Source organism: Achromobacter sp. Bel (assembly GCF_012928505.1).
In the GTDB taxonomy this organism is placed as follows: Bacteria; Pseudomonadota; Gammaproteobacteria; order Burkholderiales; family Burkholderiaceae_B; genus Achromobacter.
In genome coordinates this window covers 1-21,339 of record NZ_JABBJN010000079.1, presented here as the reverse complement: position 1 = coordinate 21,339, position 21,339 = coordinate 1, and the positions used below count along the sequence as shown (strand labels likewise).

The window sequence follows — 21,339 nt, the reverse complement described above, 5'->3', positions numbered from 1 at the left end:
GTCCCGGCAGGGCGACGGCCAGCGCGATCTCGGAATGGCCCGTCAGGTATTCCAGTTCGGCGGCGCGCAGGTCGGGGTTGATCGGCACAACCGACACGCCCAGCGCGTTCAGCGCGAACCAGTGCAGGAAGAACGACGGGCGGTTCTCCAGCAGCAGGCCGGCGCGGTGGCCGTGGCCGTAGCCGGCACGGGCATAGGCGGCGCGCAATGTCTCGATGGCGTCGGCGGCGCGGGCATAGGCCAGTTCGCCCGCGTCGATGCCATAGGCGTCCGCCGTTTCGGGCAGGATGCACAGGAAGGGCTGGGCGCCGTGGCGCGACGCGGTGTCGCGGAAAGCCTGATGGACCGTGGTGTTCACAAGCCGCTCCTACATGAACAATTGGATGTTGCCGAAGGCGGCATCGCAGTTGACGAGGTCAACGCGTTTCAACCGGATACGCAGCGCGCCGTCCTGCTCCACCAGATGGTGCGTGGTCCACCCGGCATACAGCGTCTGCGCGTCCTGCCGGGTCTCGACATAGTGAAAGGCCGTGCGCACCACGTGCCGGCCCTCGGCGGGCGCGGCGTCGGGATGGCCGTGTTCGACCGTGGGCGCCTGCAGCAGGTGATGGCACCGGCTTTTCGGCTGCTGCGAAAACGTTCGCTGCCCGGCCAGCCGTTCCACGCGTACGCGCAGCAGCAGCTTGTCCTCGTACATCAGCGACGCGTGCAGCTTCGGGTCGGTCTGGCCGTGCGCCAGGGGCATCCAGTAGTAGCCGTCTTCGGTGTACAGGTCCAGCCAGTCCTCGAAGCGCAGCTCGTCCAGCAGGCGCGCTTCGGCGTAGACAAAATCGATCAACTCGCGGTCGCTTGCGCTCATACCGACTCCGGTCCGGTCATGTAGCGGCCCCATGCGCGGTACTGGTTGCGCATCTGCCATTCATTGGTGCCATTGGTGGTGACGTTCTTCTGGCCGATTTCGTCGGGGGTGTACAGCCGGCCCACGTTCACCCAGTCGCGCGCGCGGGAATTCAGGCCGTCCTGCGCGCGTTCGTACATTTCCAGGTCGTCATGGCCGACGACCGAGGTGGGCGCATTGATCAGCCGGTTGTACATGAGCGTGCGTTCCAGCAGCAGGTCGGGGGCGCCGACCAGGCGGAACGTCCACGATTCGACCAGCGTGCGGTCCGCCGCGATGGGCTTGAAGACCCGCAGCGTCTGGATCGGGCCCTTGACCATGATGTTGGGGAAATACACGGTGTTGTGGCGCACGTCGCCCAGGATCTGCTTGGCGCGCTCCTCGCCATAGGCGGCGACCATCGCGTCCCAATAGCCGGGCACGCCCGAGTAGGACGCGTGGATGGAGTCCGACACGCCCGTGTGGCCGTGCCCGTTTTCCCACACGCGGATGCCCATGTTCTCGAAGAACTCGTAAGGCGAGATGAAGGGCGCGAACAGTTCCACCGCCATGGGCTTGGGCGTGCCTTCCGGCGCCTGTTCCCAGACCTTCACGGCCGTGCCGGCAGACGACTCGTGCGCCACCATGGGGTGGCAGGTGTCGGTCTGGTTGTCGACCAGCATCTTCCAGTTGCAGCGATGCATGTAGCGCAGCACGCCACCGGCCACTTCCAGCCGGCCCTCGGGCGAACGGTCGACCATGTTGTCCAGCGTGGACAGCGATTCGCCGAAGAAGTCCTCGAACGACTGGCCTTCCGGATTCAGGCGGCAGAAGACGAAGCCGCGGTGGTTCTTCACGTCCTTGACGGCCGCCATGCCCTGGCTGGCTTCGCAGTTCTCCAACCCGGTGTTTTCATAGCCCTTCTTCAGCGGGATCGACAGCAGGCTGCCGTCCGTCTTGAAGGTCCAGGCGTGATACGGGCAGCGGAAGAACTTGCCGGTGTTGCCGCAGGCTTCGCCCGCCACCATCGTGCCCTTGTGCGGGCAGCGGTTGTGCAGCACGCGTACGCTCTTGTCGCTGTGGCGGACCATCACCACGGGCTGGTTGCCGACGGTGGTGGTGATGTAGTCGCCCGGGTTGGGCACCTGGCTGTCGTGCCCGACGTAGACCCAGGTGTTGGCGTATAGCCGCTCCATCTCCAGGTCGAACAGTTCCTGGTCGATGAACAGGTCCTTGTGGACTTCGGTGTCGCGCAGCAGGGCGCGGATGGCGTCGGGATTGTCGCGGTATTTGGCCATGGTCGCTTCCTTGTCCGGCCTTAGAGGTCCAGCACCAGGCGCGCCGATTTCGCGCGCGAGATGCAGATCTGGATGATCTTGCCGCTGGCTTTCTCGGTATCCGAGAGGTAGTAGTCGCGGTGGTCGGGTTCGCCCTCCAGCACCGTGGCCTGGCAGACGCCGCACTCGCCGCGTTTGCAGTCGAACATCGGATCGCAGCCTTCTTCTTCCATCACGTCGACAATGGTCTTGTCGGCGGGGATGGTCAACGTGCGGCCCGATTGGCGCAACTCGACCTCGAACGGCTGGTCGCCGGCCTGCGGGGCGGCGGTGACGAACAGTTCGAAATGAATGTGGGCGTCGGGCCAGTGGCGTGCGCGGGCTTCATGGATGACGGCGTCGATCAGCCCTTTGGGGCCGCAGACGTACAGGTGCTGCTTCGGCGAGGCCGCCGCCAGCAACGCCTGCAGGTCGAAGCGGCACGAGGGGTCGTCGTCGGCATGCACGGTCAGGGCGTCGCCAGCCAGGGCGGCGAGTTCGGGCAGGAAGGCCAGCTGGTCCTTGCTGCGTCCGCAGTAATGCAGATGGAAGTCGCGGCCGGCGGCTTTCAGCGCGGCGGCCATGGACGCCACCGGCGTGATGCCGATGCCGCCCGCGATCAGCACCACGGGCTCGTCGCCCGCGGGCGATTCGTGCAGCGGGAAATCGTTCTTCGGGCCTTCGACCGTCAGCACGTCGCCTTCGGCCAGCCCGTGCATGTGGCGGGATCCGCCCTGGCTGGATTCTTCCAGCCGCACGCCCAGCCGGTATTCCACGGGCTGCGCGAATTGTCCGGCCTGGGGCGCCAGTTGCACCAGCGAATAACAACGCGGGTCGTGCAGGCCCGGCACCGTCACTTTCAGGTGCGCGCCCGGCCCGAAGGCGGGCAGCGGGCCGGCGTCCTCGCGCGCCAGGCGGAAGGATCGGATCAGCGGCGACTCTTGCCGGACTTCCCGGACGATCAGTTTGAGTGTCTGCACGGCGGTTGTCTCTTTCTGTGTTCTTGTCAGGCGGCCAGCTTGTCGGCCAGCTGGCGTTCCATGGGGCCGCACTTCTCGTTGGCCAGCGCGGTGTCGCGCAGGGCGCGCAAGGTGTCGGCGGCGTCGGGGCGGCCCACCAACTGCGCGGCCGCGGCGATCAGTTGGCGATACTTGCCGCCGCCGCGCACGTGCGTGTCGCTGTAGCCCTTGACCAGGCGGCGGCAATTGACGGTTTCGACGGCCAGGGCGTAGTCCTGCGGCGCCAGGCGCGCGATCAGGTCCAGCCATTGTTCCAGGCCGGCGGATTCGATCTGGTGGCGCAGCGTGCTGCGGCGAAAGCGCCGCATGCCGGCCAGGGAATACAGCATCAGGAAGCCGCCCAGCGTGCTGCTTTGCATCAAGCGCCCCTTGCCCAGCCGGCGTTCGACGAAGCCGCCGAACGCTTTGGAGCCTTCCAGCCAGCGGCCCATCCGCACGGGCAGGGTGCCGCAGATTTCTTCCAGCCGCGGATGCATGTAGTCGGTCGTCAAGACCAGCTGTTCCGGGCGTGCGCCCACTTCCTGGCGCACGCGGTCAAAGCGCGAGCCGCGCGTCTTCAGGTCGGCGACGCGGATCACGTCGTCGTAGGCCATGGCCGTGGCCACGTAGCGGGCGGCGGCACAGGTCAGCGCCCACTGTTGGGCGTCGCCGCCGTGTTGGGCGTCCAGGTCGCGCAACGTCTTCATGCGGCGCAGGTAGTCGGCGGCGTAGGCGGCGTCCTGGAATTCCAGTTGGCGGCGCACGCCGGCCGTCAGCATCGGCTGCGCACAGGCGGGGAAGTCGCGCTTGATGGTGTCCAGCAAAGCCTGGGTCTTGGGGCTGGCGGCACGCTCGGGCACGGCGGGCACCGGGCGCGTCAGGTCGATGGCGGCCGGCTGGGCGGGGGCTTGGTGAGCCGCGTCGAAGCCCAGCGCGAAGGCGCGCAGGCTGGCTTCCACGCCCAGGCCCGCGCGGCGCACGGTGGCCTCGAAGTCTTCACGGGAAAAGGGCAGGGCGCCGCTGCCGGCCACCGCGCCGAACAGGCTGGCGCTGATGACGCTGCCGGCGCGGTCGGCCAGGTCCTGCAGGTCGAAGCACAGGAAGCGCTTGGCGGCGGCGCGGCCGGCCTCCAGCACCTTGTTGGGATCGGCGATGCCGTTGCCCGGCGCGGATTTTTCGCTGACGGCGTAGCTGCGGTGTGACGACGACAGCAGCACCGTGCGTTCCGGGGTGACCAGGCCGCGCTGGATGGCGCGGCCGCCTTCCATCAGTTCAGCGGCCACCACCAGGTCCACGTCGCCCGGGGTGGGCATCAGTGCCAGGGCCGGCGGCCGGCCGGCGCGCTGCACATCGGCTTCGGGCAGCAATTCCAGGTAGTAGATCGTGGCGCCGGTACGCTGGGCCACGCCTGGCACGGACGTCGTCTGCGCCCACCAGCCGGCGTGCTCGGCCATGTCGACGATCCAGTCGGCCAATACGCCGCCGCCCTGGCCGCCCATGGCCAGGATGGCGATCTTGATCGGGTTGCCTTGTTGCAATGCCACCGGGTTCATGAAGCTGTTGTCCTTACAGGGCGTATTGGGCCAGGCGCGCCGCGCGGCGGCGTTGCAGGAAACCGATGACGGCGCCGCGCACCCGGGCCAGGAAGCGGTCGCCGCCCGTCGGGTTGTGCACGATGTCGGCGCGGTAGAAAGACGGGCACAGCACCGCGGCATGGGCGACTTCGCCGCAGTTGCCGCAGCCGACGCAGCTGCTTTCCACGTGCGCCACCGGGTCTTCCTTCAAGGGGTCGCCGCTGTCTTTCACCGACAACGACGGGCAGCCCGAGAGCCGGATGCAGGCATGGTCGCCGGTGCACACGTCGGGGTCCACGCCGAAGCGCTCCTTCACCACCCGGCGGCCTTCCTTGACCGCCTTGTTGAACAGCGGCTTGATGCGGCGCTGCTTGTTCAGCATGCATTCGGACTGCGCGATGATGACCTTGGGACCTTTGATGTCGGTGGTCAGCGCCTCTTCGATCGTTGCGCGGACCTTCGCGACGTCATACGTGCGGTCCAGCGTGCGCACCCATTTCACGCCCACGCCGCGCACGGCATGGTCGATGGGGTTGTTGGTGGAACGGTCGGGATTGTCGGCGCGTGACGACAGGATGTCCTGCCCGCCGGTCGCCGAGGCGTAGAAGTTGTCGACGATGACGATGACGCCGTCGTACTTGTTGAATACCGCGTTGCCGATGCCCGACGACAGGCCGTTGTGCCAGAAGCCGCCGTCGCCCATGATGGAGATCGGACGCTTGGCGGCCGGCACGTTGAAGGCCGCCGCGCTGGAGGCGCCCAGGCCGTAGCCCATGGTGGTGGCGCCCAGGTTGAAGGGCGGCAGGATGGAAAACAGGTGGCAGCCGATATCACAGGAGATATGGTGCTGGCCGAGCTTTTCCTGCGCCAGCGTCAGCGCGGAAAAGATGGGGCGTTCCGGACAGCCCGTACAGAAGCCGGCGGGGCGCGGCGGGACCACCGACGCCAGGCCGTCGACCTGCTTGTGGAAGGTGATGGGCTGCTCCACGGCGACGGGCTTGGCCGGCTTGGGGCGCGAGACTTCGGTGATTTCCAGCTGGCGCGCCTCGGCTTGCGCATCGACCGCCACGGCCGGGTGTGTCTGCAGCGATTCGGGGCGATGGCGCTTCAGGAATTCGCGCACGCCGTCGCGCATGACCTGGGTGGTGTATTCCCCGGCCATCGGCAGCACGTCCTTGCCGGACAGGTGGGTGTCGACGCCGGCTTTGCGCAGCACCGCGTGCAGGTTCTGTTCGATGTAGTCGGGCTGGCCTTCTTCCAGCAGCAGCACGGCGCGCTTGTCGCGGCAGAAATCGATGACCTCGTCTTCGATGACGGGATAGGTCACGTTCATGACGTACAGGGGAATGCGGCTGTTGCCGAAATTGTCGGCCAGGCCCAGCAATTGCAGCGAACGGATGACGCCGTTGTACAGGCCGCCCTGCAGGATCAGGCCGATATCCTTCTGGTCGCCGTCGAAATGCTCGTTGAGCTTGTGCTCCTTGATGTAGCGGATGGCGGCGGGCCAGCGCTCCTTGATCTTCTCTTGTTCGTGCAGGAACGAGGCGGGCGGCAGCACGATGCGGCTGGTGTCGCGCGCCGGGCTTTCCAGCGCTTCGGCCAGCGAAAAGGCGGGCCGCTTGTTTTCCTTGGCGATGAAGCGGCCATGCACGTGGCAGCCGCGGATGCGCAGTTGCAGCATCACGGGCGTTTTGCTGGCTTCGGACAATTCGAAGCCGTCTTCCACGGCCTGGACCATGCTTTCCAGGTTGGGGCGCGGGTCCAGCAGCCAGATCTGCGATTTCATGGCGAACGCGTGCGAGCGCTCCTGCATGATGGACGAGCCTTCGCCATAGTCTTCGCCGACGATGACCAGCGCGCCGCCCGTGACGCCGCCGGAGGCCAGGTTGGCCAGCGCGTCGGACGCGACGTTGGTGCCCACGGTGGATTTCCAGGTGACCGCGCCGCGGATCGGGTACATGACCGACGCGGCCAGCGTGGCGGCGGCGGTGGCTTCCGAGGCGCTGGCCTCGAAGTGCACGCCCAGCTCTTGCAGGATGTCGTTGGCGTCGGCCAGTACGTCCATCAAGTGCGAGATCGGGGAACCCTGGTAGCCCGCCACATAGCCCACGCCCGATTGCAGCAACCCTTTCGTGACGGCAAGAATGCCCTCGCCGCGAAACTCTTCGCCTTCGCCGATGCGCAACTGCTGGACTTCTTTCTTGAAAGACCTTTCAGCCATCTAGAGCTCCTTCGCGGGCCGGGATGCCGGTCCTTAAGCCTTGCTGCCATGCAGCATCGTCACGTCACGAAATCTTCATCTAAAAAATACTTTAGGAGTCAACGTTTTAGCTGTCAACAAAAAAGATGAAATTTCATGGAAATCAAAAAATATCACGCTAAAACAAGGGTGTATATACTGGTTGTTCTCTAGTCCCATGGCAGTATTTCAGCGCCGCCATGGTGCAAAAACAGGTTGCGATTGCGGGTATACCCTGTGCTGCGCAACAGCATTGCGGCACATCATGGCGCGGGGCTGCGCCGTCGTGGTGCAATGCGCTTGTCGGCCGTCGGCCATACCTTGAATTCCGGTGCGTGGGAGCAAAGCAACATGCGGTTGGATAAGCAGCGGGACACGCTTCTGACAGGTCGGGGCGCGGCGGGGCCGCGTTTCGTCGATGGCTATCTGGCCTATCTGCTGGCGCAGGCCAGCCAGCGCATTTCGGCCGAATTCCATTTGCAGGTGAAAGCGGCCGGGCTGTCGGTCACCGAATGGCGCGTGCTGGCCAGCCTGGAAGGCAGTCCGGGTGAAACCATCGGCACGCTGGCGGTGCTGGCCATCACCAAGCAGCCGACCTTAAGCAAGGTGGTGCAGCGCATGGAGGCCGAAGGGTTGGTGGCGCGTACCGGCGTGCGTGCGGACCGCCGCCAGACGCGCGTCTGCATCACCGCCAAGGGCACCCACCTGATCGCCGGCTTGTGCGACCAGGCGTTGCAGCATCAGAAAGCGGTGCTGGCGCCCTTCGGCGAAGAGCGCGCCGCGCTACTGATCGAAATGCTGGGCGTGCTGATGACGGAGCACGTGCCGCTCGAACTGCCGATCGACGCCGACGAGTAAGCCTGTTGCGGGCGCGCACTCGAACGCTGTTCGCTTCAATTATTTTGTTACAAGCATATATGTCCCCATTTGTTCCCGCTCTGTGAAAACCGTCTCCGGTACGCATAAACCCTGAATTGACGGGGGTCTGGCGCATAGGCACACTCGCGCCGGTATTCAGACTAATGTCAGGAGTTAACCCCTATGCGCCGCACCTTGATTGCTATCGCGATCGCCGCCGCCGTGGCTGTGCCCTCGATCGGGCAGGCCAAGTCCTTCCGCTGGGCCGCCCAGGGCGACATCCTCACCTTCGATCCGCACTCCCAGAACGAAGGCATGACGATCGCCGCCAACAGCTACATCTACGAACCGCTGGTGGATTACGACAAGACGTTCAAGGTGGTGCCGCGCCTGGCGACGGAATGGGAACAGCTGTCGCCCACCCTGTACCGCTTCAAGCTGCGCCCGGGCGTGAAGTTCCATGACGGCGCCGCCTTCACGGCGGACGACGCGGTCTTCTCCATCCACCGCGCCATGGCGCCCACGTCGAACTACAAAGCCTATACGACGGGCATCAAGGAAGCGCGCAAGGTCGACGACCTGACGATCGAGATCGAAACGTCGGCGCCCAACCCGGTGCTGCTGCGCCAGCTGACCAACGTGTTCATCATGAACAAGGCGTGGTCCGAAAAGAACAACATCGCCAAGCCGCAGGACTACGTCAACAAGGAAGAGACCTACGGCGCGCGCAACACCAACGGCACCGGCCCCTACAAGCTGAAGTCGCGCGAAGTGGACGTGCGCACGGTCTTTGAAGAAAACAAGGACTGGTGGAACAAGGCCGGCAAGGTCGGCAACGTGACCGAAGTGGTGTTCACGCCGATCAAGCAGAACGCCACCCGCACCGCGGCGCTGCTGTCGGGCGAAATCGACTTCGTGCTGGATCCGGCCGCCCAGGATCTGGAACGCATCCGCCAGGCGCAAAAAGTGGTGGAAGGCAACGAATACCGCACCATCTATCTGGGCCTGGACCAGAAGCGCCCGGAACTCCAGTACTCGAACATCAAGGGCAAGAATCCGTTCCAGGACATCCGCGTGCGTGAAGCGCTGTACCGCGCCATCGACGTGGATGCCATCAAGCGCGCCGTGATGCGCGGCCTGTCCGCGCCGACCGGCACGATGATCGCGCCGCAGGTGCACGGCTGGGCGGAATCCGTTCACAAGCGCGTACCGTACGACCCCGAAAAGTCCCGCGCGCTGCTGAAGGAAGCCGGCTACGACGGCACCTTGAACTTCACGCTGGACTGCCCGAACAACCGCTACATCAACGACGAAGCCATCTGTCAGGCCGTCGTCGGCATGTGGGCCAAGGTTGGCGTGAAGGCCACGATGAACGCCATGCCGCGTTCCACGTACTTCCCCAAGGTGCAGTCGTTCGACACCAGCGCCTACCTGTTCGGCTGGGGCGTGCCCACGTTCGACGCCATGTACTCCCTGCAGAACCTGATCCGCACCAAGGGCGAAGGCGCTGACGGCATGTACAACCTGGGCGGCTACAGCAACAAGGAACTTGACGTGATCATCGATCGCATCAAGACCGAAACCGACCCCGCCAAGCGCGACGCCGACATCATCACCGTGCTGCAAGGGCACGCCAAGGACTTTGGCCACATCCCGCTGCATGACCAGGTCATCCCCTGGGCGATGCGCAAGAACGTCACGGTCATCCACCGTGCCGACAATCGCCTCGTTGCCGATTGGGTTAAGGTTGACTGACCCTGACTAACCGGACGGCGTGGGGTCTACCCGACCCCCGCCGTTTTGTTTTCTTCTTTTCCGCCGGGCGGTCCCAAGGAAAATACGCCCCCTTGGGAGGCAGCACGCACGCTGTCCGTGCGCGGCGTGGGGGTATTTCCATTTATGTTCGCTTTCATACTGCGCCGCCTGTTGCAGGCCGTAGCGGTGATGCTCACCGTCGCCCTACTGGCCTTTGTGCTTTTTCAATACGTCGGCGACCCTGTCACTATCATGCTGGGGCAGGACGCCACCGATGCCGAGCGCATCGAGCTGCGTGAACGCCTGGGGTTAAACGAGCCCGCCATCGTTCAATTCGGCCATTTCGTGGTCAACGCCGCGCAGGGAAATTTCGGCATCTCCCTGCGCCAAAGCGAGCCCGTCTCCACCTTGCTGAAATCCCGCCTGCCGGCCACCCTGGAACTGTCCATGGTGGCGGCCTTGCTGGCGCTGGTCGTGGGCGTGCCGCTGGGCGTGTACACGGCCCTCAAGCGCAATAGCCTGGTGTCCCAGATGCTGCTGGCGGGCTCCTTGCTGGGCGTGTCGCTGCCGACCTTCCTGATCGGCATCCTGCTGATCCTGGTGTTCTCCGTGCAACTGGGCTGGCTGCCCAGTTACGGGCGCGGCGAAACCGTCAGCGTGGGCTGGTGGACGTCAGGTCTCTTCACGGCCACCGGCTGGAAGCACCTGATCCTGCCGTCCATCACGTTGTCGCTCTTCCAGATGACGCTGGTGCTGCGTCTGGTGCGATCCGAGATGCTGGAAGTGCTGCGTTCGGACTACATCAAGTTCGCGCGCGCCCGGGGCCTGAAGCGCCGCGCCATCCATTTCGGCCACGCGCTGAAGAATACGATGGTGCCGGTCATCACGATCACCGGCCTGCAACTGGGCGGCATCATCGCCTTCGCCATCGTCACCGAGACCGTGTTCCAGTGGCCGGGCATGGGCTTGCTCTTTATCCAGGCGGTCCAATTCGCCGACGTGCCGGTGATGGCCGCGTACCTGTGCCTGATCGCGCTGGTGTTCGTGGTGATCAACCTGATCGTCGATCTGCTGTATTTCGTCGTGGACCCGCGCTTGCGTTCGGGCATGACCCGTGCCGGGGGAGCTCACTGATGCGCGCCGTACTCAAACGCTGGTGGGACAGCGACCTTGCCTGGGCCTGGCGCCGGGCGCCCGTGGCCATCGTGGCGACCGTGCTGCTGGCGCTGCTGCTGATCGGCTCCTTCGGCGCGGGCTGGGTTGCGCCGCATAACCCCTTCGACCTGACCACGGTGGAATTGCTGGACGCCTTGCTGCCCCCCGCCTGGGAGGCCAACGGCCAGCAGACCTATCTGCTGGGCACCGACAGCCAGGGCCGGGACCTGTATTCGGCCATCCTGTACGGGACCCGCGTGTCGCTCCTGATCGGGCTGGCGTCGGTGGTGCTGTCCATGCTGATCGGCATCGTGCTGGGGCTGATCTCGGGTTACGCGGGCGGGCGCATCGATGCGTTCATCATGCGGATCGCCGATGTGCAGCTGTCGTTCCCCGCGATCCTGATCGCGTTGCTGATCGACGGGGTGGCACGCGCTGCCGTCCCGCGCGAAATGCATGAGCTGATCGCGTTCCCGGTGCTGATCGGCGCCATTGCGCTGGCCGGCTGGCCGCAGTATGCACGCACGGTCCGCGGCTCGACCCTGGTGGAGAAGAACCGCGAATACGTGCAGGCCGCGCGCGTGATCGGCGTGGCGTCGCCCGTGATCATGTTCCGCCATGTGCTGCCCAACGTGCTGGGGCCGGTGCTGGTGCTGGCCACGGTGCACCTGGCCACCGCCATCATCACCGAGGCGACGTTGTCGTTCCTGGGCGTGGGGGTGCCGCCGACGGCGCCGTCGCTGGGCACGCTGATCCGGATCGGCAACGACTTCCTGTTTTCCGGCGAATGGTGGATCACCATATTCCCGGGCGCGGCGCTGGTGCTGCTGGTGCTGTCGGTCAACCTGTTGGGTGACTGGCTGCGCGATGCACTCAACCCGCGGCTGAATTGAGGTAACCATGAGCGCACTTCTAGAAGTCCGCAATCTGCGCGTGGAGTTTCCCACGCGCCGCGGCACGCTACGCGCCCTGGACGATGTGTCCTTTTCCATCCAGGCGGGCGAAGTCCTGGGCGTGGTGGGAGAATCGGGCGCCGGCAAATCGCTGACCGGCGCATCCATCATCGGCCTGCTGGAGCCGCCCGGCCGCATCGCCGCAGGCGAGATCCTGCTGGCCGGCCGCCGTATCGACAACCTGCCCGACGAGCAGATGCGCCGCGTGCGCGGCCGCGAGATTGGCGCGGTGTTCCAGGACCCGCTGACCTCCTTGAATCCGCTGTACACGGTGGGCAAGCAACTGGCGGAGACCATCGTTACCCATTTGGACATGACGTGGTCGCAGGCGCGCAATCGCGCGGTCGAACTGCTGGCGTCTACCGGTATCCCAGCGGCGCGCGAACGCATCGACCACTATCCGCACCAATTTTCGGGCGGCATGCGTCAACGCGTGGTGATCGCGCTGGCATTGGCGGCCGAACCCAAACTGGTGGTGGCCGACGAGCCCACCACCGCGCTGGACGTGTCCATCCAGGCGCAGATCATCGAACTGCTCAAGCGCCTGTGCCGCGAACACGGCACGGCGGTGATGCTGATCACGCACGACATGGGCGTGATCGCGGAAACCGCTGACCGCGTGGCGGTGATGTACGCGGGCCGCGTGGCCGAGATCGGTCCGGTGGCGGACGTGATCCACAAGCCGCGCCATCCTTATACGTCGGGACTGATGGGGTCGATCCCGTCGCTGGAAGGCCATCGGGACCGGCTCGTGCAGATCGATGGCAGCATGCCGCGCCTGAACGCGATTCCGCCGGGCTGTGCGTTCAATCCGCGATGCGGGCAGCGCTTGCCGCGTTGCGCGGCGGAACGCCCCGAGTTGCTGCCGGCGGGCACGTCCCGCGCGGCCTGTTGGCTGCATGACACCGGCAGTGCCCCCACGCAACTGGCCGGCGGTAATAGATCAGAGGAGGCAGCATGAGCGCGCCCTTGGTGGAAGTGAAGGACGCGGCGCGCTGGTTCGATGTGTCGCCGCCGTGGTTGGAGCGCAAGCTGGCCGGCAAGCCCAAAGTGATGTTGCGGGCGGTGGACGGCGTGTCGTTCGAGATCGCCCGGGGTGAAACGCTGGCGCTGGTGGGCGAGTCGGGCTGTGGAAAATCCACGGTCGCGCGGATGCTCGTGGGCCTATATGGCCTGACGCGCGGCGAGATCCGTTTTGACGGCCAGCCGTTGTCGCGCATGTCGGAACCCGGCGGTCGAGCCTTGCGCAAACGGCTGCAGATGATTTTCCAGGATCCCTATGCCAGCTTGAATCCGCGCTGGCGTGTGGGCCGCATCATTGCCGAGCCGATGCTGACGCATACGCAGATGACGCCGGACGCGCGCGTGGCGCGGGTCGGCGAGTTGCTCAAGCAGGTGGGGCTGGATCCGGCGGACCAGGGGCGTTATCCGCATCAGTTTTCGGGGGGCCAGCGTCAGCGCATTTCCATCGCGCGGGCGTTGGCGGTGAATCCGGAATTCCTGGTGTGCGATGAACCCACGTCGGCGCTGGACGTGTCGGTGCAGGCGCAGGTGCTGAACCTGATGAAGGATCTTCAGCGGGAGCTTGGGCTGACCTACTTGTTCATTTCCCACAACCTGGCGGTGGTGCATCACGTGGCCGACCGGGTGGGGGTGATGTATCTGGGGCGCATGGTGGAAGTGGCGCCACGCGACGAGTTGTTCGCGCGGCCGCGGCATCCGTATACGCGGATGCTGCTGGAGGCGATTCCGGACATCAACGGGGCGGGAAAACCGCGCACCGCGGTGGCCGGGGAAGTGCCGAATCCCTTGAACCCGCCGTCAGGGTGTACGTTTCATCCGCGCTGCCCGCATGCGAATGACCGGTGCCGGGCGGAGGCCCCCGTGGCCCGGTTGGCGGGGGTGTCCGTGGTGGCTTGCCATGCCGTGGAGGAGGGGCGGATCGCTGCGTGATCCGTCGGTTCTTTAGGCGTCGGAGGCGGCGGTATTCAAATCAATGGCGCGGCTCTTCCACGCGCTCGTACGGCGTGTCGTCGTCTTCGTCGTCTTCATCTTCGTCTTCTTCCTCGTCCTCGGTCGGTTCCGGCTGCGGTTCTTCCGTCAAGGCGAAGGGCAGGACGTCTTCCAGGCTGTCGGACCAGGCGGATTCCTCGCCGTCGTGGTCCAGCTTGATGAAGCGTTCGCCTTCATTCATGGAAATCTGGACGGCCCATAGGTAGAGGCAGTCGTAGGTGTCGTCATCGGTGTGGGGCAGGCCGCCGCGGTTGCCCAGGATGCGGGCGCCGGGGCCGCCGAGCTGGACGTGCGTCTGGTCTTCTTCGGCCGTGGCGTTTTCGTCCAGCGGGACGCCGTAGGTGACCCATTCGGTGCCTTCGTCGCCCAGGATCACCTCGGCCAGCACGGGCTTGCCCAGGTAGGCGCTGAGCGCGTCGGCGGTCTTGGCCAGCATGTCCAGTTCGGATGCGCTGAAGTGGGTCACGGAGGCGGGAGGGGTAGCAGAGGCGGACATGAAGGGGATTCCTGGGCGCGATGAAGCCGCGACGGCACGGCAAGATACATAAGGTCAGGCGTTATTGTCGCGCGATCGGCGTTGCAGTGCATCGGACGCTTGGATGACGACGCTGGTGACCGGGTCACACGGGGGCCGGGGCGCTCCGTTTGCGGGCGTTGTCGGGGGATTCGCCGGTCAGGCGCTGGAACATCGCGATGAAGGCGGACGGCGTGCTGTAACCCAATTCCCGGGCCACGGCTTGCACGGGGCGACCGGCGTCCAGCATGCCCAGCGCCGAGACCACGCGCAGGCGCTGGCGCCATTCGTTGAACGACATGCCCAGGTGTTGCTGGCAATGGCGCAGCAGCGTGCGCTCGGTAATGCCAGCGCTGGCGGCCCAGTGCGCGGCGCCTCGTTTGTCGCCGGGGCTGCGCTGCAAGGCAGACAGAATGGGGGCCAGCGCCGGATGGGTGCTTGACGGCAGGTAGCTGGCGTAGGCGCGGGCCTGGCGCAGCTGGTCGATGACCACCTGCGCCAGGCGCCGGTCTTCCGGCGTGGCCGGATAGCGGATGCCGCGCCGTTCGAAGTCGGCCAGGACCGCGCGCGTAACCGCGCTGATCTCCAGTGTGCAGGGCGTATCGGGCAGGCCGGCGCAGGCCTCGGCCGGGATGTCGATGCAGGCGTAATGCACTTCGCCTTCGTTCTGGCAGCAGTGCTCCACATGCGGGGGTATCCAGATGGCGTACTGCGGCGGCGATAGATAGGTGACGCCGTTGATGCCGATTTCCATGATGCCCGACAGCGCGAAATTGAGTTCCGCCCACGGCGAACTGTGGCGCTGCATGCTGGAATACGGCGTGAAATGCAGGATGCGGCAGGCCAGCGGATACGGCAGGTGGCCTGCCAGCATGGGCGCGGGTTCGGCAAAGTCCATGTCGGAAGTTCGTGCGGATTTGTCTGTTTTTCATTATATACGCCATCTCGGACAGGGCCTACACTGGCCCCCTGTCCTTAGCCTGCAAGACTCGTCCATGACGCGCGACACCCCTCACATTCCCGCCCGATACCTGTTGTTCCCGTTGCTGGCGGCCCTGATCTGGTCGGTCAACATGATCGTGACCAAGATGGCCGCCGGCGTCATCTCGCCCGCCGTCATTGGTTTTTACCGCTGGGCGATCGCCGGCGCGCTGCTGACGCCTTTCGCCTTGCCGGGCGTGTGGGCGCAGCGCCGCCTGATCTTGCCGTACCTGCCCAAGTTCGCGGTGCTGGGCGGTTTGGGGATGGCGCTGTATCAGGGGCTGGCCTATGTGGCGGCGTCCAGCACCACGGCCACCAACATGGGCATCATCACCGCGATGATCCCGCTGCTGACCATCGCGGTGGGCGCGGTGGTGCTGCGCCAGCGCCCCACGCTGATGGCGATGCTGGGCGGGCTGGTGTCGCTGGCCGGACTGGCCTTGCTGATCGGGGAAGGGGACCCGGCGCGCCTGCTCTCGGTGGGCGCGAATCCGGGCGACCTGCTGATGGGGCTGGCTGCGTTGGCGTATGCGCTGTACGGCGTCCTGCTGCGCCGCTGGGGCCTGCCGGTCGGGCCGTGGCAGTCGTTGTACGTGCAGGTGGCGTTCGGCGTGCTGTTCCAGTTGCCGGCCTTCCTGATGGCCGCCCCGTCGCCGCTAAATGCCGACAACGTGCCGCTGGTGTTGTATGCCGCGATTTTCCCGTCCCTGTTTGCACCCTTCCTGTGGATGCAGGGCGTCAAGCACCTGGGGCCCAACCGGGCCAGCATTTTCCTGAACCTGATGCCGGTGGGCACCGTGGCGATCGCGGCGGTCTTCCTGGATGAAAAGCCCCACGTTTTCCATATCGCGGGCGGCGCGCTGGCGTTGGCCGGCGTAATGCTGGCGCAAATGCGGACCCCGCGGCTGGGGCTGCGCCCGGGCAAAGCGGCGGGTTGAGCGCGTCCGCCGCCGCCTGACGCACGGCTGTCAGGGTTCCGGCCTACAATCGATGGTTCATCAGCTTTCTTTCCCTATACGAGCCCATGGCCCAATACGTCTACACCATGAACCGCGTCGGCAAGATCGTGCCGCCCAAGCGGCAGATCCTGCGTGACATCTCGCTTTCGTTTTTTCCTGGCGCCAAGATCGGCGTGCTGGGCCTGAACGGCTCGGGCAAGTCGACGCTGCTGAAGATCATGGCTGGCGTCGATAAAGAGATCGAAGGCGAAGCCATCCCCATGCCGGGCCTGAACATCGGCTACCTGCCGCAGGAACCGCAACTGAATCCCGAGCACACGGTGCGCCAGTCGGTGGAAGAAGGCCTGGGTGCCGTCGTCACCGCCAAGAAGCGCCTGGACGAGGTCTACGCCGCGTACGCCGAGCCGGACGCCGACTTCGACGCGCTGGCGGCCGAGCAGGCCGAACTCGAAGCCATCATCGCCGCTGCTGCCTCCAGTGGTTCGGACGATATCGAACACCAGATGGAAATCGCCGCCGACGCGCTGCGCCTGCCGCCCTGGGACGCCATCGTCGGCAACCTGTCCGGTGGTGAAAAGCGCCGTGTGGCCCTGTGCCGCCTGCTGCTGTCCAAGCCCGACATGCTGCTGCTGGATGAACCCACCAACCACTTGGACGCCGAAAGCGTGGAGTGGCTTGAGCAATTCCTGCACAAGTTCCCCGGCACCGTCGTCGCCGTGACCCACGATCGCTACTTCCTGGACAACGCCGCCGAATGGATCCTGGAACTGGATCGCGGCTACGGCATCCCCTGGAAGGGCAACTACAGCTCGTGGCTGGAACAGAAGGAAGACCGCCTGAAGCAGGAAGAGTCCTCGGAATCGGCCCGCCAGAAGACCATCAAGAAGGAACTGGAGTGGGTGCGCCAGAACCCGAAGGGCCGCCAGGCCAAGGCCAAGGCGCGTCTGGCCCGCTTCGAAGAACTGTCGTCCTACGAATACCAGAAGCGCAACGAAACCCAGGAAATCTTCATTCCCGTGGGCGAGCGCCTGGGCAACGAGGCCATTGAATTCAACAATGTCAGCAAGGCCTACGGCGACCGCCTGCTGATCGACAACCTCAGCTTCAAGGTGCCGCCGGGCGCCATCGTCGGCATCATCGGCCCCAACGGCGCCGGTAAGTCGACGTTGTTCCGCATGATCGCGGGCCGCGAGCAGCCGGATTCGGGCGAGGTCAACATTGGCCAGACCGTGAAGCTGGCTTATGTCGACCAGTCGCGCGATGCGCTGGAAGACAAGAAGACGGTGTTCGATGCGGTGGCCGATGGTGCCGACATCCTCACGGTGGGCAAGTTCGAGATGTCGTCGCGCGCCTATCTGGGCCGCTTCAACTTCAAGGGCGGCGACCAGAACAAGGTCGTGGGCCAGTTGTCCGGCGGTGAACGCGGCCGCCTGCACATGGCCAAGACGCTGATCGCCGGCGGCAACGTGCTGCTGCTGGACGAACCGTCCAACGACCTCGACGTGGAAACGCTGCGCGCGCTGGAAGACGCGCTGCTGGAGTTCCCCGGCAGCGTCATGGTCATCAGCCACGATCGCTGGTTCCTGGATCGCATCGCGACCCACATTCTGGCATTCGAAGGCGATTCGCAAGCGGTGTTCTTCGACGGCAACTACCAAGAGTACGAAGCCGACAAGAAGCGCCGCCTGGGCGAAGAAGGCGCCAAACCCAAGCGCCTGCGCTACAAGGCACTGAAGTAAGCCTGGCCAGTAAAGCAGTCCGAGAAATCCCAGCCAACGCGCTGGGATTTTTTTTGCGGTGATAGAATCAAAAACTGCATCAAATGATGTAGTTATTGATTCATCTCCTGGCGAGGGCAACATGCGAACCACGGTGACGCTCGATGACGAATTGCTTGAGCAGGCGCGGACCTATACCGGTATCCAGGAGACCTCGGCGCTTGTGCAGCAAGCACTGGTCAATCTTGTGCAGAAAGAGGCAGCCAAGCGTCTGGCCAAACTGGGCGGCAGCTCGACCAAACTGAAGCCGACTCCAAGGCGACAAACTGAGACCTCCGATGATCCTGGTTGATACGTCGATCTGGGTGGATCACCTGGGGCCGGCCGGCGAGCCTCGGCTAGTGCAGTTACTGAACAATGAATATGTGCTGATGCATCCGTTCATTGTTGGCGAACTGGCACTTGGATCGCTGAGCAAGCGAGAGTTGGTGTTGGGAGCGCTGACGCTCTTGCCGCAAGCCGTGCGGGCGAGCCACGATGAGGCGCTGCATTTCCTCCACGCCGAAAAACTGTTTGGCAAAGGAATTGGCTATGTTGACTTGCACCTTCTTGCGTCCACGCGACTGACTCCAGGCGCAACGCTGTGGACCAAGGACAGGCGGCTGCGGTCCGTCGCCATGGACTTGAAGCTGGGCGTCGAGCCGCCGCTATATCATTGAATCTGTAGAGGCAGGTTCTCAGGCCCGGCCACTGGTTCGATTCGACACGCTATCCGCAGGAATTCCGGAGATATCCCATGTTGCTGCAAGCCGCAGATTCCACATTCCTCATCGTCGACATGCAGGGCCGGCTGATGCCGGTCATCCACGACGGCGATGCCGTGCTGAACAGGGCGCACAAGCTTGCGCAGGCCGCACGCCTGCTCGACGTGCCGGTGATCGCCACCGAGCATCACAGCAAGATGCTGGGTGTCACCGTAGACCCGCTGCGCGAGCTCGTGCAGTCCACGTTCCAGAAAATGCATTTCTCTTCCGCGCGTGAACCGGGTTTTGAAGCCTGGCTGCCTGCCGCGCGCAAGACGATCCTGGTGGCGGGATGCGAGGCCCACATCTGCGTGCTGCAAACCGTGATCGGCCTGGCGGACATGGGCTACAAGGCCGTGCTGGTGTCGGATGCGGCGGGGTCGCGCAAGCCTTCCGACCATCACGCGGCGCTGCGTCGCGCGCGGGCGCATGGCGCCGAAATCGTCACCTCTGAAATGGCGATTTTCGAGTGGATGGAGACATGTGAGCATCCGCGCTTCCGCGATGTGTTACGTCTGGTCAAATAGCCGGCGCGGGCTGCAACACTATCCCTGGGGCGTGCAAAGATTCACTCGCCGTTTGACACAATTCCTGGGCAAACCTCACACCACCCGGGGCCTTATTTTGAGATCCTGAATGTTCTAAACCCATGAAGGGGACCGCGCGCTCGCATCAGGTCTTTGGTGCGGCCCTGGGTACAAGAATAGGAGTCTCATCATGAAAATCGCATCGCTTTCCAAAATCTGTGTCGCATTGGCCATGACCGCCGCCATGGCGGGCTGCTCGTCCTGGGACGGCATGAGCCATCGTCAGAAGAGCACGGTCGGCGGCGCCGCGTTGGGCGGTGTCGCAGGCGCCGTGATCACCAACGGCGGCGTCCTTGGTACGGTGGGCGGAGCGGCAATCGGCGGCGTGATCGGCGACCAGGTCGGCAAGCACTAAACCTTCGCGCCCCAAGCAAAACGCCTGGCATCGCCAGGCGTTTTTTTTATCGTCGTGATTGTGCACGAGGCCATGGCGCGCGCCGGAGGATCGGCGCGCGACTGCGTCAGGGCGCCTCGTTCTGTGGCATCTCGATCTTCACCTCCAACACTTCCAGCGTGTCCTGGCGTTCCAGGTGCACCTTGATGTCTTCGGGGTTGATCTTCACGTATTTTGAAATCACGGCGATAAGTTCCTGCTGCAACTGCGGCAGGTAGTCGGGCGAGTCTCCGCGGCCCCGCTCGTGGGCCAGGATGATCTGCAACCGTTCCTTGGCGACGGATGCGGAAGATTTCTTTTGACCAAGCAGAAACGACAGGAAGGACATTGCTTACTTGCCTCCGAACAGGCGTTTCAGAAGACCGGGCTTTTCGTAGTCGGTAAAGCGCAGGGCCTTGTCTTCGCCAAGGTAACGGGCCACGACGTCCTTGTAGGCTTCGGAGACGTCGGTTTCTTTCAGGTGGATGGCCGGCAGGCCTTGGTTTGACGCTTGCAGCACCGCTTCCGATTCGGGGATGACGCCGATCAGCTTGATGCGCAGGATGTCTTCGATGTCGCCCAGCGACAGCATTTCGCCGTCGACGACGCGCTTGGGGTTGTAGCGCGTGAGCAGCAGGAATTCCTTGACCGGCTCGCCGCCGTCCACCGCCCGCTTGGACTTGGCCGCCAGAATGCCCAGGATGCGGTCGGAGTCGCGCACCGACGAGACTTCCGGATTGGTCACGACCAGCGCGTCGTCGGCGAAGTAGGCCGCCATCAGTGCGCCCGTTTCGATGCCGGCGGGCGAGTCGCAGACGATGTACTCGAAGCCCATCTCCTTCAGGTCGTTGATGACCTTTTCCACGCCTTCCTGCGTCAGCGCGTCTTTGTCGCGCGTTTGCGAGGCGGGCAGGATGAACAGGTTTTCAAGCTGCTTGTCCTTGATCAGCGCCTGGTTGAGGGTGGCTTCGCCCTGGATCACATTGACGAAGTCGTACACCACGCGACGCTCGCAGCCCATGATGAGGTCGAGATTGCGCAGGCCGACATCGAAGTCGATGACAGCGGTCTTGTGGCCCCGCATCGCGAGGCCCGCGGAAAAACTGGCGCTCGTCGTGGTTTTACCCACGCCGCCTTTGCCGGAAGTCACCACAACAATGCGTGTCATGACGATCAAACCCTTATGTTCGAATAAATCGCGTTATCGTAAAGCAAAAAGCCGATGTAAGGCTTCTTACAGAATGTGTTGAGACGTTCGCGTAGCCGCGCAAAAACGATTCACGCTTTTAGCGCTTCGATGCGTAACGTATCGCCTTCCAGGCGGATCAAGGCCGGTTGGTTTTGCAGCGTCCGGTCCAGCTTGTCTTCCACCACGCGGTACACGCCGGCCACGGCAAGCAGCTCCGCGTCCAGATGCGTCGTGAAGATGCGCGCCGACGTGTCGCCGCGTGCGCCGGCCATGGCCTTGCCGCGCAAGGGCCCGTAGACGTGGACGTTGCCGTCGGCGATGACTTCCGCGCCCTGGCTGACCATGCCGATCACGACCAGGTCCGTATGGCGCGCGTAGACGCGCTGGCCCGAGCGCAAGGGCTTGGTGATGACGAGAGCCGACGACGAATGCGGCGCGGCTTGCGTGGGGGCGGGCGCGGACGTGGTGCTGCTGGCT

23 protein-coding genes are annotated in these 21,339 nt (G+C 64.6%); 12 read left to right on the top strand and 11 right to left on the bottom strand.

Annotated features, from left to right (window positions below; translation table 11 throughout):
- The 6 genes from HG262_RS28810 to HG262_RS28785 all read right to left on the bottom strand — a co-directional run.
- Positions 1 to 358, bottom strand: a 358-nt coding sequence (locus HG262_RS28810; RefSeq protein ID WP_169274257.1) for an AMP-binding protein, incomplete at its 3' end; no start/stop codon positions are given.
- A gap of 9 nt (positions 359 to 367) precedes the next feature.
- Positions 368 to 859, bottom strand: coding sequence for an aromatic-ring-hydroxylating dioxygenase subunit beta (locus HG262_RS28805; RefSeq protein WP_169274256.1), 492 nt, complete (start codon positions 857 to 859; stop codon positions 368 to 370).
- The gene (locus HG262_RS28800; protein WP_169274255.1) at positions 856 to 2,175 is read right to left on the bottom strand and encodes an aromatic ring-hydroxylating dioxygenase subunit alpha; all 1,320 of its coding nucleotides are present in this window, start codon (positions 2,173 to 2,175) and stop codon (positions 856 to 858) included. Before HG262_RS28800 ends, HG262_RS28805 begins: the two co-directional genes overlap by 4 nt.
- A gap of 20 nt (positions 2,176 to 2,195) precedes the next feature.
- Complete coding sequence (locus HG262_RS28795; protein ID WP_169274254.1) at positions 2,196 to 3,173, bottom strand: PDR/VanB family oxidoreductase; 978 nt, start codon at positions 3,171 to 3,173, stop codon at positions 2,196 to 2,198.
- A 26-nt stretch (positions 3,174 to 3,199) separates the two neighbouring features.
- The gene (locus tag HG262_RS28790; protein WP_169274253.1) at positions 3,200 to 4,744 is read right to left on the bottom strand and encodes an indolepyruvate oxidoreductase subunit beta family protein; all 1,545 of its coding nucleotides are present in this window, start codon (positions 4,742 to 4,744) and stop codon (positions 3,200 to 3,202) included.
- A 13-nt stretch (positions 4,745 to 4,757) separates the two neighbouring features.
- Complete coding sequence (locus tag HG262_RS28785; RefSeq protein ID WP_169274252.1) at positions 4,758 to 6,986, bottom strand: indolepyruvate ferredoxin oxidoreductase subunit alpha; 2,229 nt, start codon at positions 6,984 to 6,986, stop codon at positions 4,758 to 4,760.
- Positions 6,987 to 7,355: 369 nt separating this feature from the next.
- Here HG262_RS28785 and HG262_RS28780 point away from each other — a divergent pair, with 369 nt between their 5' ends.
- From HG262_RS28780 to HG262_RS28755, 6 genes are all read left to right on the top strand, one after another.
- Positions 7,356 to 7,862: a MarR family winged helix-turn-helix transcriptional regulator gene (locus tag HG262_RS28780; protein ID WP_169274251.1), complete on the top strand. Its 507-nt coding sequence runs from the start codon at positions 7,356 to 7,358 to the stop codon at positions 7,860 to 7,862.
- A 183-nt stretch (positions 7,863 to 8,045) separates the two neighbouring features.
- A complete protein-coding gene (locus tag HG262_RS28775; RefSeq protein WP_169274250.1) occupies positions 8,046 to 9,617 on the top strand; it encodes an ABC transporter substrate-binding protein in 1,572 nt (523 codons plus the stop codon).
- Between the two features lie 144 nt (positions 9,618 to 9,761).
- On the top strand, positions 9,762 to 10,751 hold the full coding sequence (locus tag HG262_RS28770) for an ABC transporter permease (RefSeq protein WP_169274249.1): 990 nt from the start codon (positions 9,762 to 9,764) through the stop codon (positions 10,749 to 10,751).
- On the top strand, positions 10,751 to 11,665 hold the full coding sequence (locus tag HG262_RS28765; RefSeq protein WP_006226428.1) for an ABC transporter permease: 915 nt from the start codon (positions 10,751 to 10,753) through the stop codon (positions 11,663 to 11,665). Before HG262_RS28770 ends, HG262_RS28765 begins: the two co-directional genes overlap by 1 nt.
- A 7-nt stretch (positions 11,666 to 11,672) precedes the next feature.
- Positions 11,673 to 12,686 carry an ABC transporter ATP-binding protein gene (locus HG262_RS28760; protein ID WP_169274248.1) on the top strand — a complete coding sequence of 338 codons (1,014 nt, stop codon included), beginning with the start codon at positions 11,673 to 11,675 and terminating at the stop codon, positions 12,684 to 12,686.
- Positions 12,683 to 13,678, top strand: coding sequence for a dipeptide ABC transporter ATP-binding protein (locus HG262_RS28755; protein WP_169274247.1), 996 nt, complete (start codon positions 12,683 to 12,685; stop codon positions 13,676 to 13,678). Before HG262_RS28760 ends, HG262_RS28755 begins: the two co-directional genes overlap by 4 nt.
- 40 nt (positions 13,679 to 13,718) lie before the next feature.
- Here the strand turns inward: HG262_RS28755 and HG262_RS28750 are convergent, their stop codons facing one another.
- Together HG262_RS28750 and HG262_RS28745 are read right to left on the bottom strand one after the other, a co-directional pair.
- Positions 13,719 to 14,234 (bottom strand): hypothetical protein, encoded by a 516-nt coding sequence (locus HG262_RS28750; RefSeq protein ID WP_169274246.1) that lies wholly within the window; start codon positions 14,232 to 14,234, stop codon positions 13,719 to 13,721.
- A 124-nt stretch (positions 14,235 to 14,358) separates the two neighbouring features.
- Complete coding sequence (locus HG262_RS28745) at positions 14,359 to 15,150, bottom strand: helix-turn-helix transcriptional regulator (protein WP_169274245.1); 792 nt, start codon at positions 15,148 to 15,150, stop codon at positions 14,359 to 14,361.
- Positions 15,151 to 15,247: 97 nt separating this feature from the next.
- On the opposite strand from HG262_RS28745, the gene HG262_RS28740 reads away from it, so the two are divergent.
- The 6 genes from HG262_RS28740 (at position 15,248) to HG262_RS28715 (ending at position 19,655) form a co-directional block, all read left to right on the top strand.
- On the top strand, positions 15,248 to 16,171 hold the full coding sequence (locus tag HG262_RS28740; RefSeq protein WP_211187817.1) for a DMT family transporter: 924 nt from the start codon (positions 15,248 to 15,250) through the stop codon (positions 16,169 to 16,171).
- A gap of 86 nt (positions 16,172 to 16,257) precedes the next feature.
- Positions 16,258 to 17,931, top strand: a complete 1,674-nt coding sequence (ettA, locus tag HG262_RS28735) for an energy-dependent translational throttle protein EttA (RefSeq protein ID WP_169274244.1) — start codon at positions 16,258 to 16,260, stop codon at positions 17,929 to 17,931.
- Between the two features lie 121 nt (positions 17,932 to 18,052).
- On the top strand, positions 18,053 to 18,262 hold the full coding sequence (locus HG262_RS28730) for a type II toxin-antitoxin system VapB family antitoxin (RefSeq protein ID WP_169274243.1): 210 nt from the start codon (positions 18,053 to 18,055) through the stop codon (positions 18,260 to 18,262).
- On the top strand, positions 18,249 to 18,629 hold the full coding sequence (locus HG262_RS28725; RefSeq protein WP_169274242.1) for a type II toxin-antitoxin system VapC family toxin: 381 nt from the start codon (positions 18,249 to 18,251) through the stop codon (positions 18,627 to 18,629). Before HG262_RS28730 ends, HG262_RS28725 begins: the two co-directional genes overlap by 14 nt.
- 77 nt (positions 18,630 to 18,706) lie before the next feature.
- Positions 18,707 to 19,240: an isochorismatase family protein gene (locus HG262_RS28720; protein ID WP_169274241.1), complete on the top strand. Its 534-nt coding sequence runs from the start codon at positions 18,707 to 18,709 to the stop codon at positions 19,238 to 19,240.
- A gap of 190 nt (positions 19,241 to 19,430) precedes the next feature.
- Positions 19,431 to 19,655, top strand: coding sequence for a glycine zipper 2TM domain-containing protein (locus tag HG262_RS28715; protein ID WP_039882797.1), 225 nt, complete (start codon positions 19,431 to 19,433; stop codon positions 19,653 to 19,655).
- 106 nt (positions 19,656 to 19,761) lie between these two features.
- Here the strand turns inward: HG262_RS28715 and minE are convergent, their stop codons facing one another.
- The 3 genes from minE to minC all read right to left on the bottom strand — a co-directional run.
- The gene (minE, locus tag HG262_RS28710; RefSeq protein ID WP_006226437.1) at positions 19,762 to 20,022 is read right to left on the bottom strand and encodes a cell division topological specificity factor MinE; all 261 of its coding nucleotides are present in this window, start codon (positions 20,020 to 20,022) and stop codon (positions 19,762 to 19,764) included.
- 3 nt (positions 20,023 to 20,025) lie between these two features.
- Complete coding sequence (minD, locus tag HG262_RS28705; protein ID WP_105555581.1) at positions 20,026 to 20,841, bottom strand: septum site-determining protein MinD; 816 nt, start codon at positions 20,839 to 20,841, stop codon at positions 20,026 to 20,028.
- A gap of 110 nt (positions 20,842 to 20,951) precedes the next feature.
- Positions 20,952 to 21,339 (bottom strand): septum site-determining protein MinC (gene minC / locus HG262_RS28700; RefSeq protein WP_169274240.1); only part of this gene is annotated, 388 nt, incomplete at its 5' end.

Bases quoted from the DNA above. Each gene is read 5' to 3' on its own strand.
- HG262_RS28720 (WP_169274241.1), top strand. From the start codon at position 18,707: ATGTTGCTGCAAGCCGCAGATTCCACATTCCTCATCGTCGACATGCAG.
- HG262_RS28715 (WP_039882797.1), top strand. From the start codon at position 19,431: ATGAAAATCGCATCGCTTTCCAAAATCTGTGTCGCATTGGCCATGACC.
- HG262_RS28730 (WP_169274243.1), top strand. From the start codon at position 18,053: ATGCGAACCACGGTGACGCTCGATGACGAATTGCTTGAGCAGGCGCGG.
- HG262_RS28740 (WP_211187817.1), top strand. From the start codon at position 15,248: ATGACGCGCGACACCCCTCACATTCCCGCCCGATACCTGTTGTTCCCG.
- HG262_RS28760 (WP_169274248.1), top strand. From the start codon at position 11,673: ATGAGCGCACTTCTAGAAGTCCGCAATCTGCGCGTGGAGTTTCCCACG.
- HG262_RS28805 (WP_169274256.1), bottom strand. From the start codon at position 859: ATGAGCGCAAGCGACCGCGAGTTGATCGATTTTGTCTACGCCGAAGCG.
- HG262_RS28750 (WP_169274246.1), bottom strand. From the start codon at position 14,234: ATGTCCGCCTCTGCTACCCCTCCCGCCTCCGTGACCCACTTCAGCGCA.
- HG262_RS28780 (WP_169274251.1), top strand. From the start codon at position 7,356: ATGCGGTTGGATAAGCAGCGGGACACGCTTCTGACAGGTCGGGGCGCG.
- HG262_RS28785 (WP_169274252.1), bottom strand. From the start codon at position 6,986: ATGGCTGAAAGGTCTTTCAAGAAAGAAGTCCAGCAGTTGCGCATCGGC.
- HG262_RS28765 (WP_006226428.1), top strand. From the start codon at position 10,751: ATGCGCGCCGTACTCAAACGCTGGTGGGACAGCGACCTTGCCTGGGCC.
- minE (WP_006226437.1), bottom strand. From the start codon at position 20,022: ATGTCCTTCCTGTCGTTTCTGCTTGGTCAAAAGAAATCTTCCGCATCC.
- HG262_RS28725 (WP_169274242.1), top strand. From the start codon at position 18,249: ATGATCCTGGTTGATACGTCGATCTGGGTGGATCACCTGGGGCCGGCC.
- HG262_RS28770 (WP_169274249.1), top strand. From the start codon at position 9,762: ATGTTCGCTTTCATACTGCGCCGCCTGTTGCAGGCCGTAGCGGTGATG.
- HG262_RS28755 (WP_169274247.1), top strand. From the start codon at position 12,683: ATGAGCGCGCCCTTGGTGGAAGTGAAGGACGCGGCGCGCTGGTTCGAT.
- HG262_RS28745 (WP_169274245.1), bottom strand. From the start codon at position 15,150: ATGGACTTTGCCGAACCCGCGCCCATGCTGGCAGGCCACCTGCCGTAT.
- HG262_RS28790 (WP_169274253.1), bottom strand. From the start codon at position 4,744: ATGAACCCGGTGGCATTGCAACAAGGCAACCCGATCAAGATCGCCATC.
- minD (WP_105555581.1), bottom strand. From the start codon at position 20,841: ATGACACGCATTGTTGTGGTGACTTCCGGCAAAGGCGGCGTGGGTAAA.
- HG262_RS28800 (WP_169274255.1), bottom strand. From the start codon at position 2,175: ATGGCCAAATACCGCGACAATCCCGACGCCATCCGCGCCCTGCTGCGC.
- HG262_RS28775 (WP_169274250.1), top strand. From the start codon at position 8,046: ATGCGCCGCACCTTGATTGCTATCGCGATCGCCGCCGCCGTGGCTGTG.
- ettA (WP_169274244.1), top strand. From the start codon at position 16,258: ATGGCCCAATACGTCTACACCATGAACCGCGTCGGCAAGATCGTGCCG.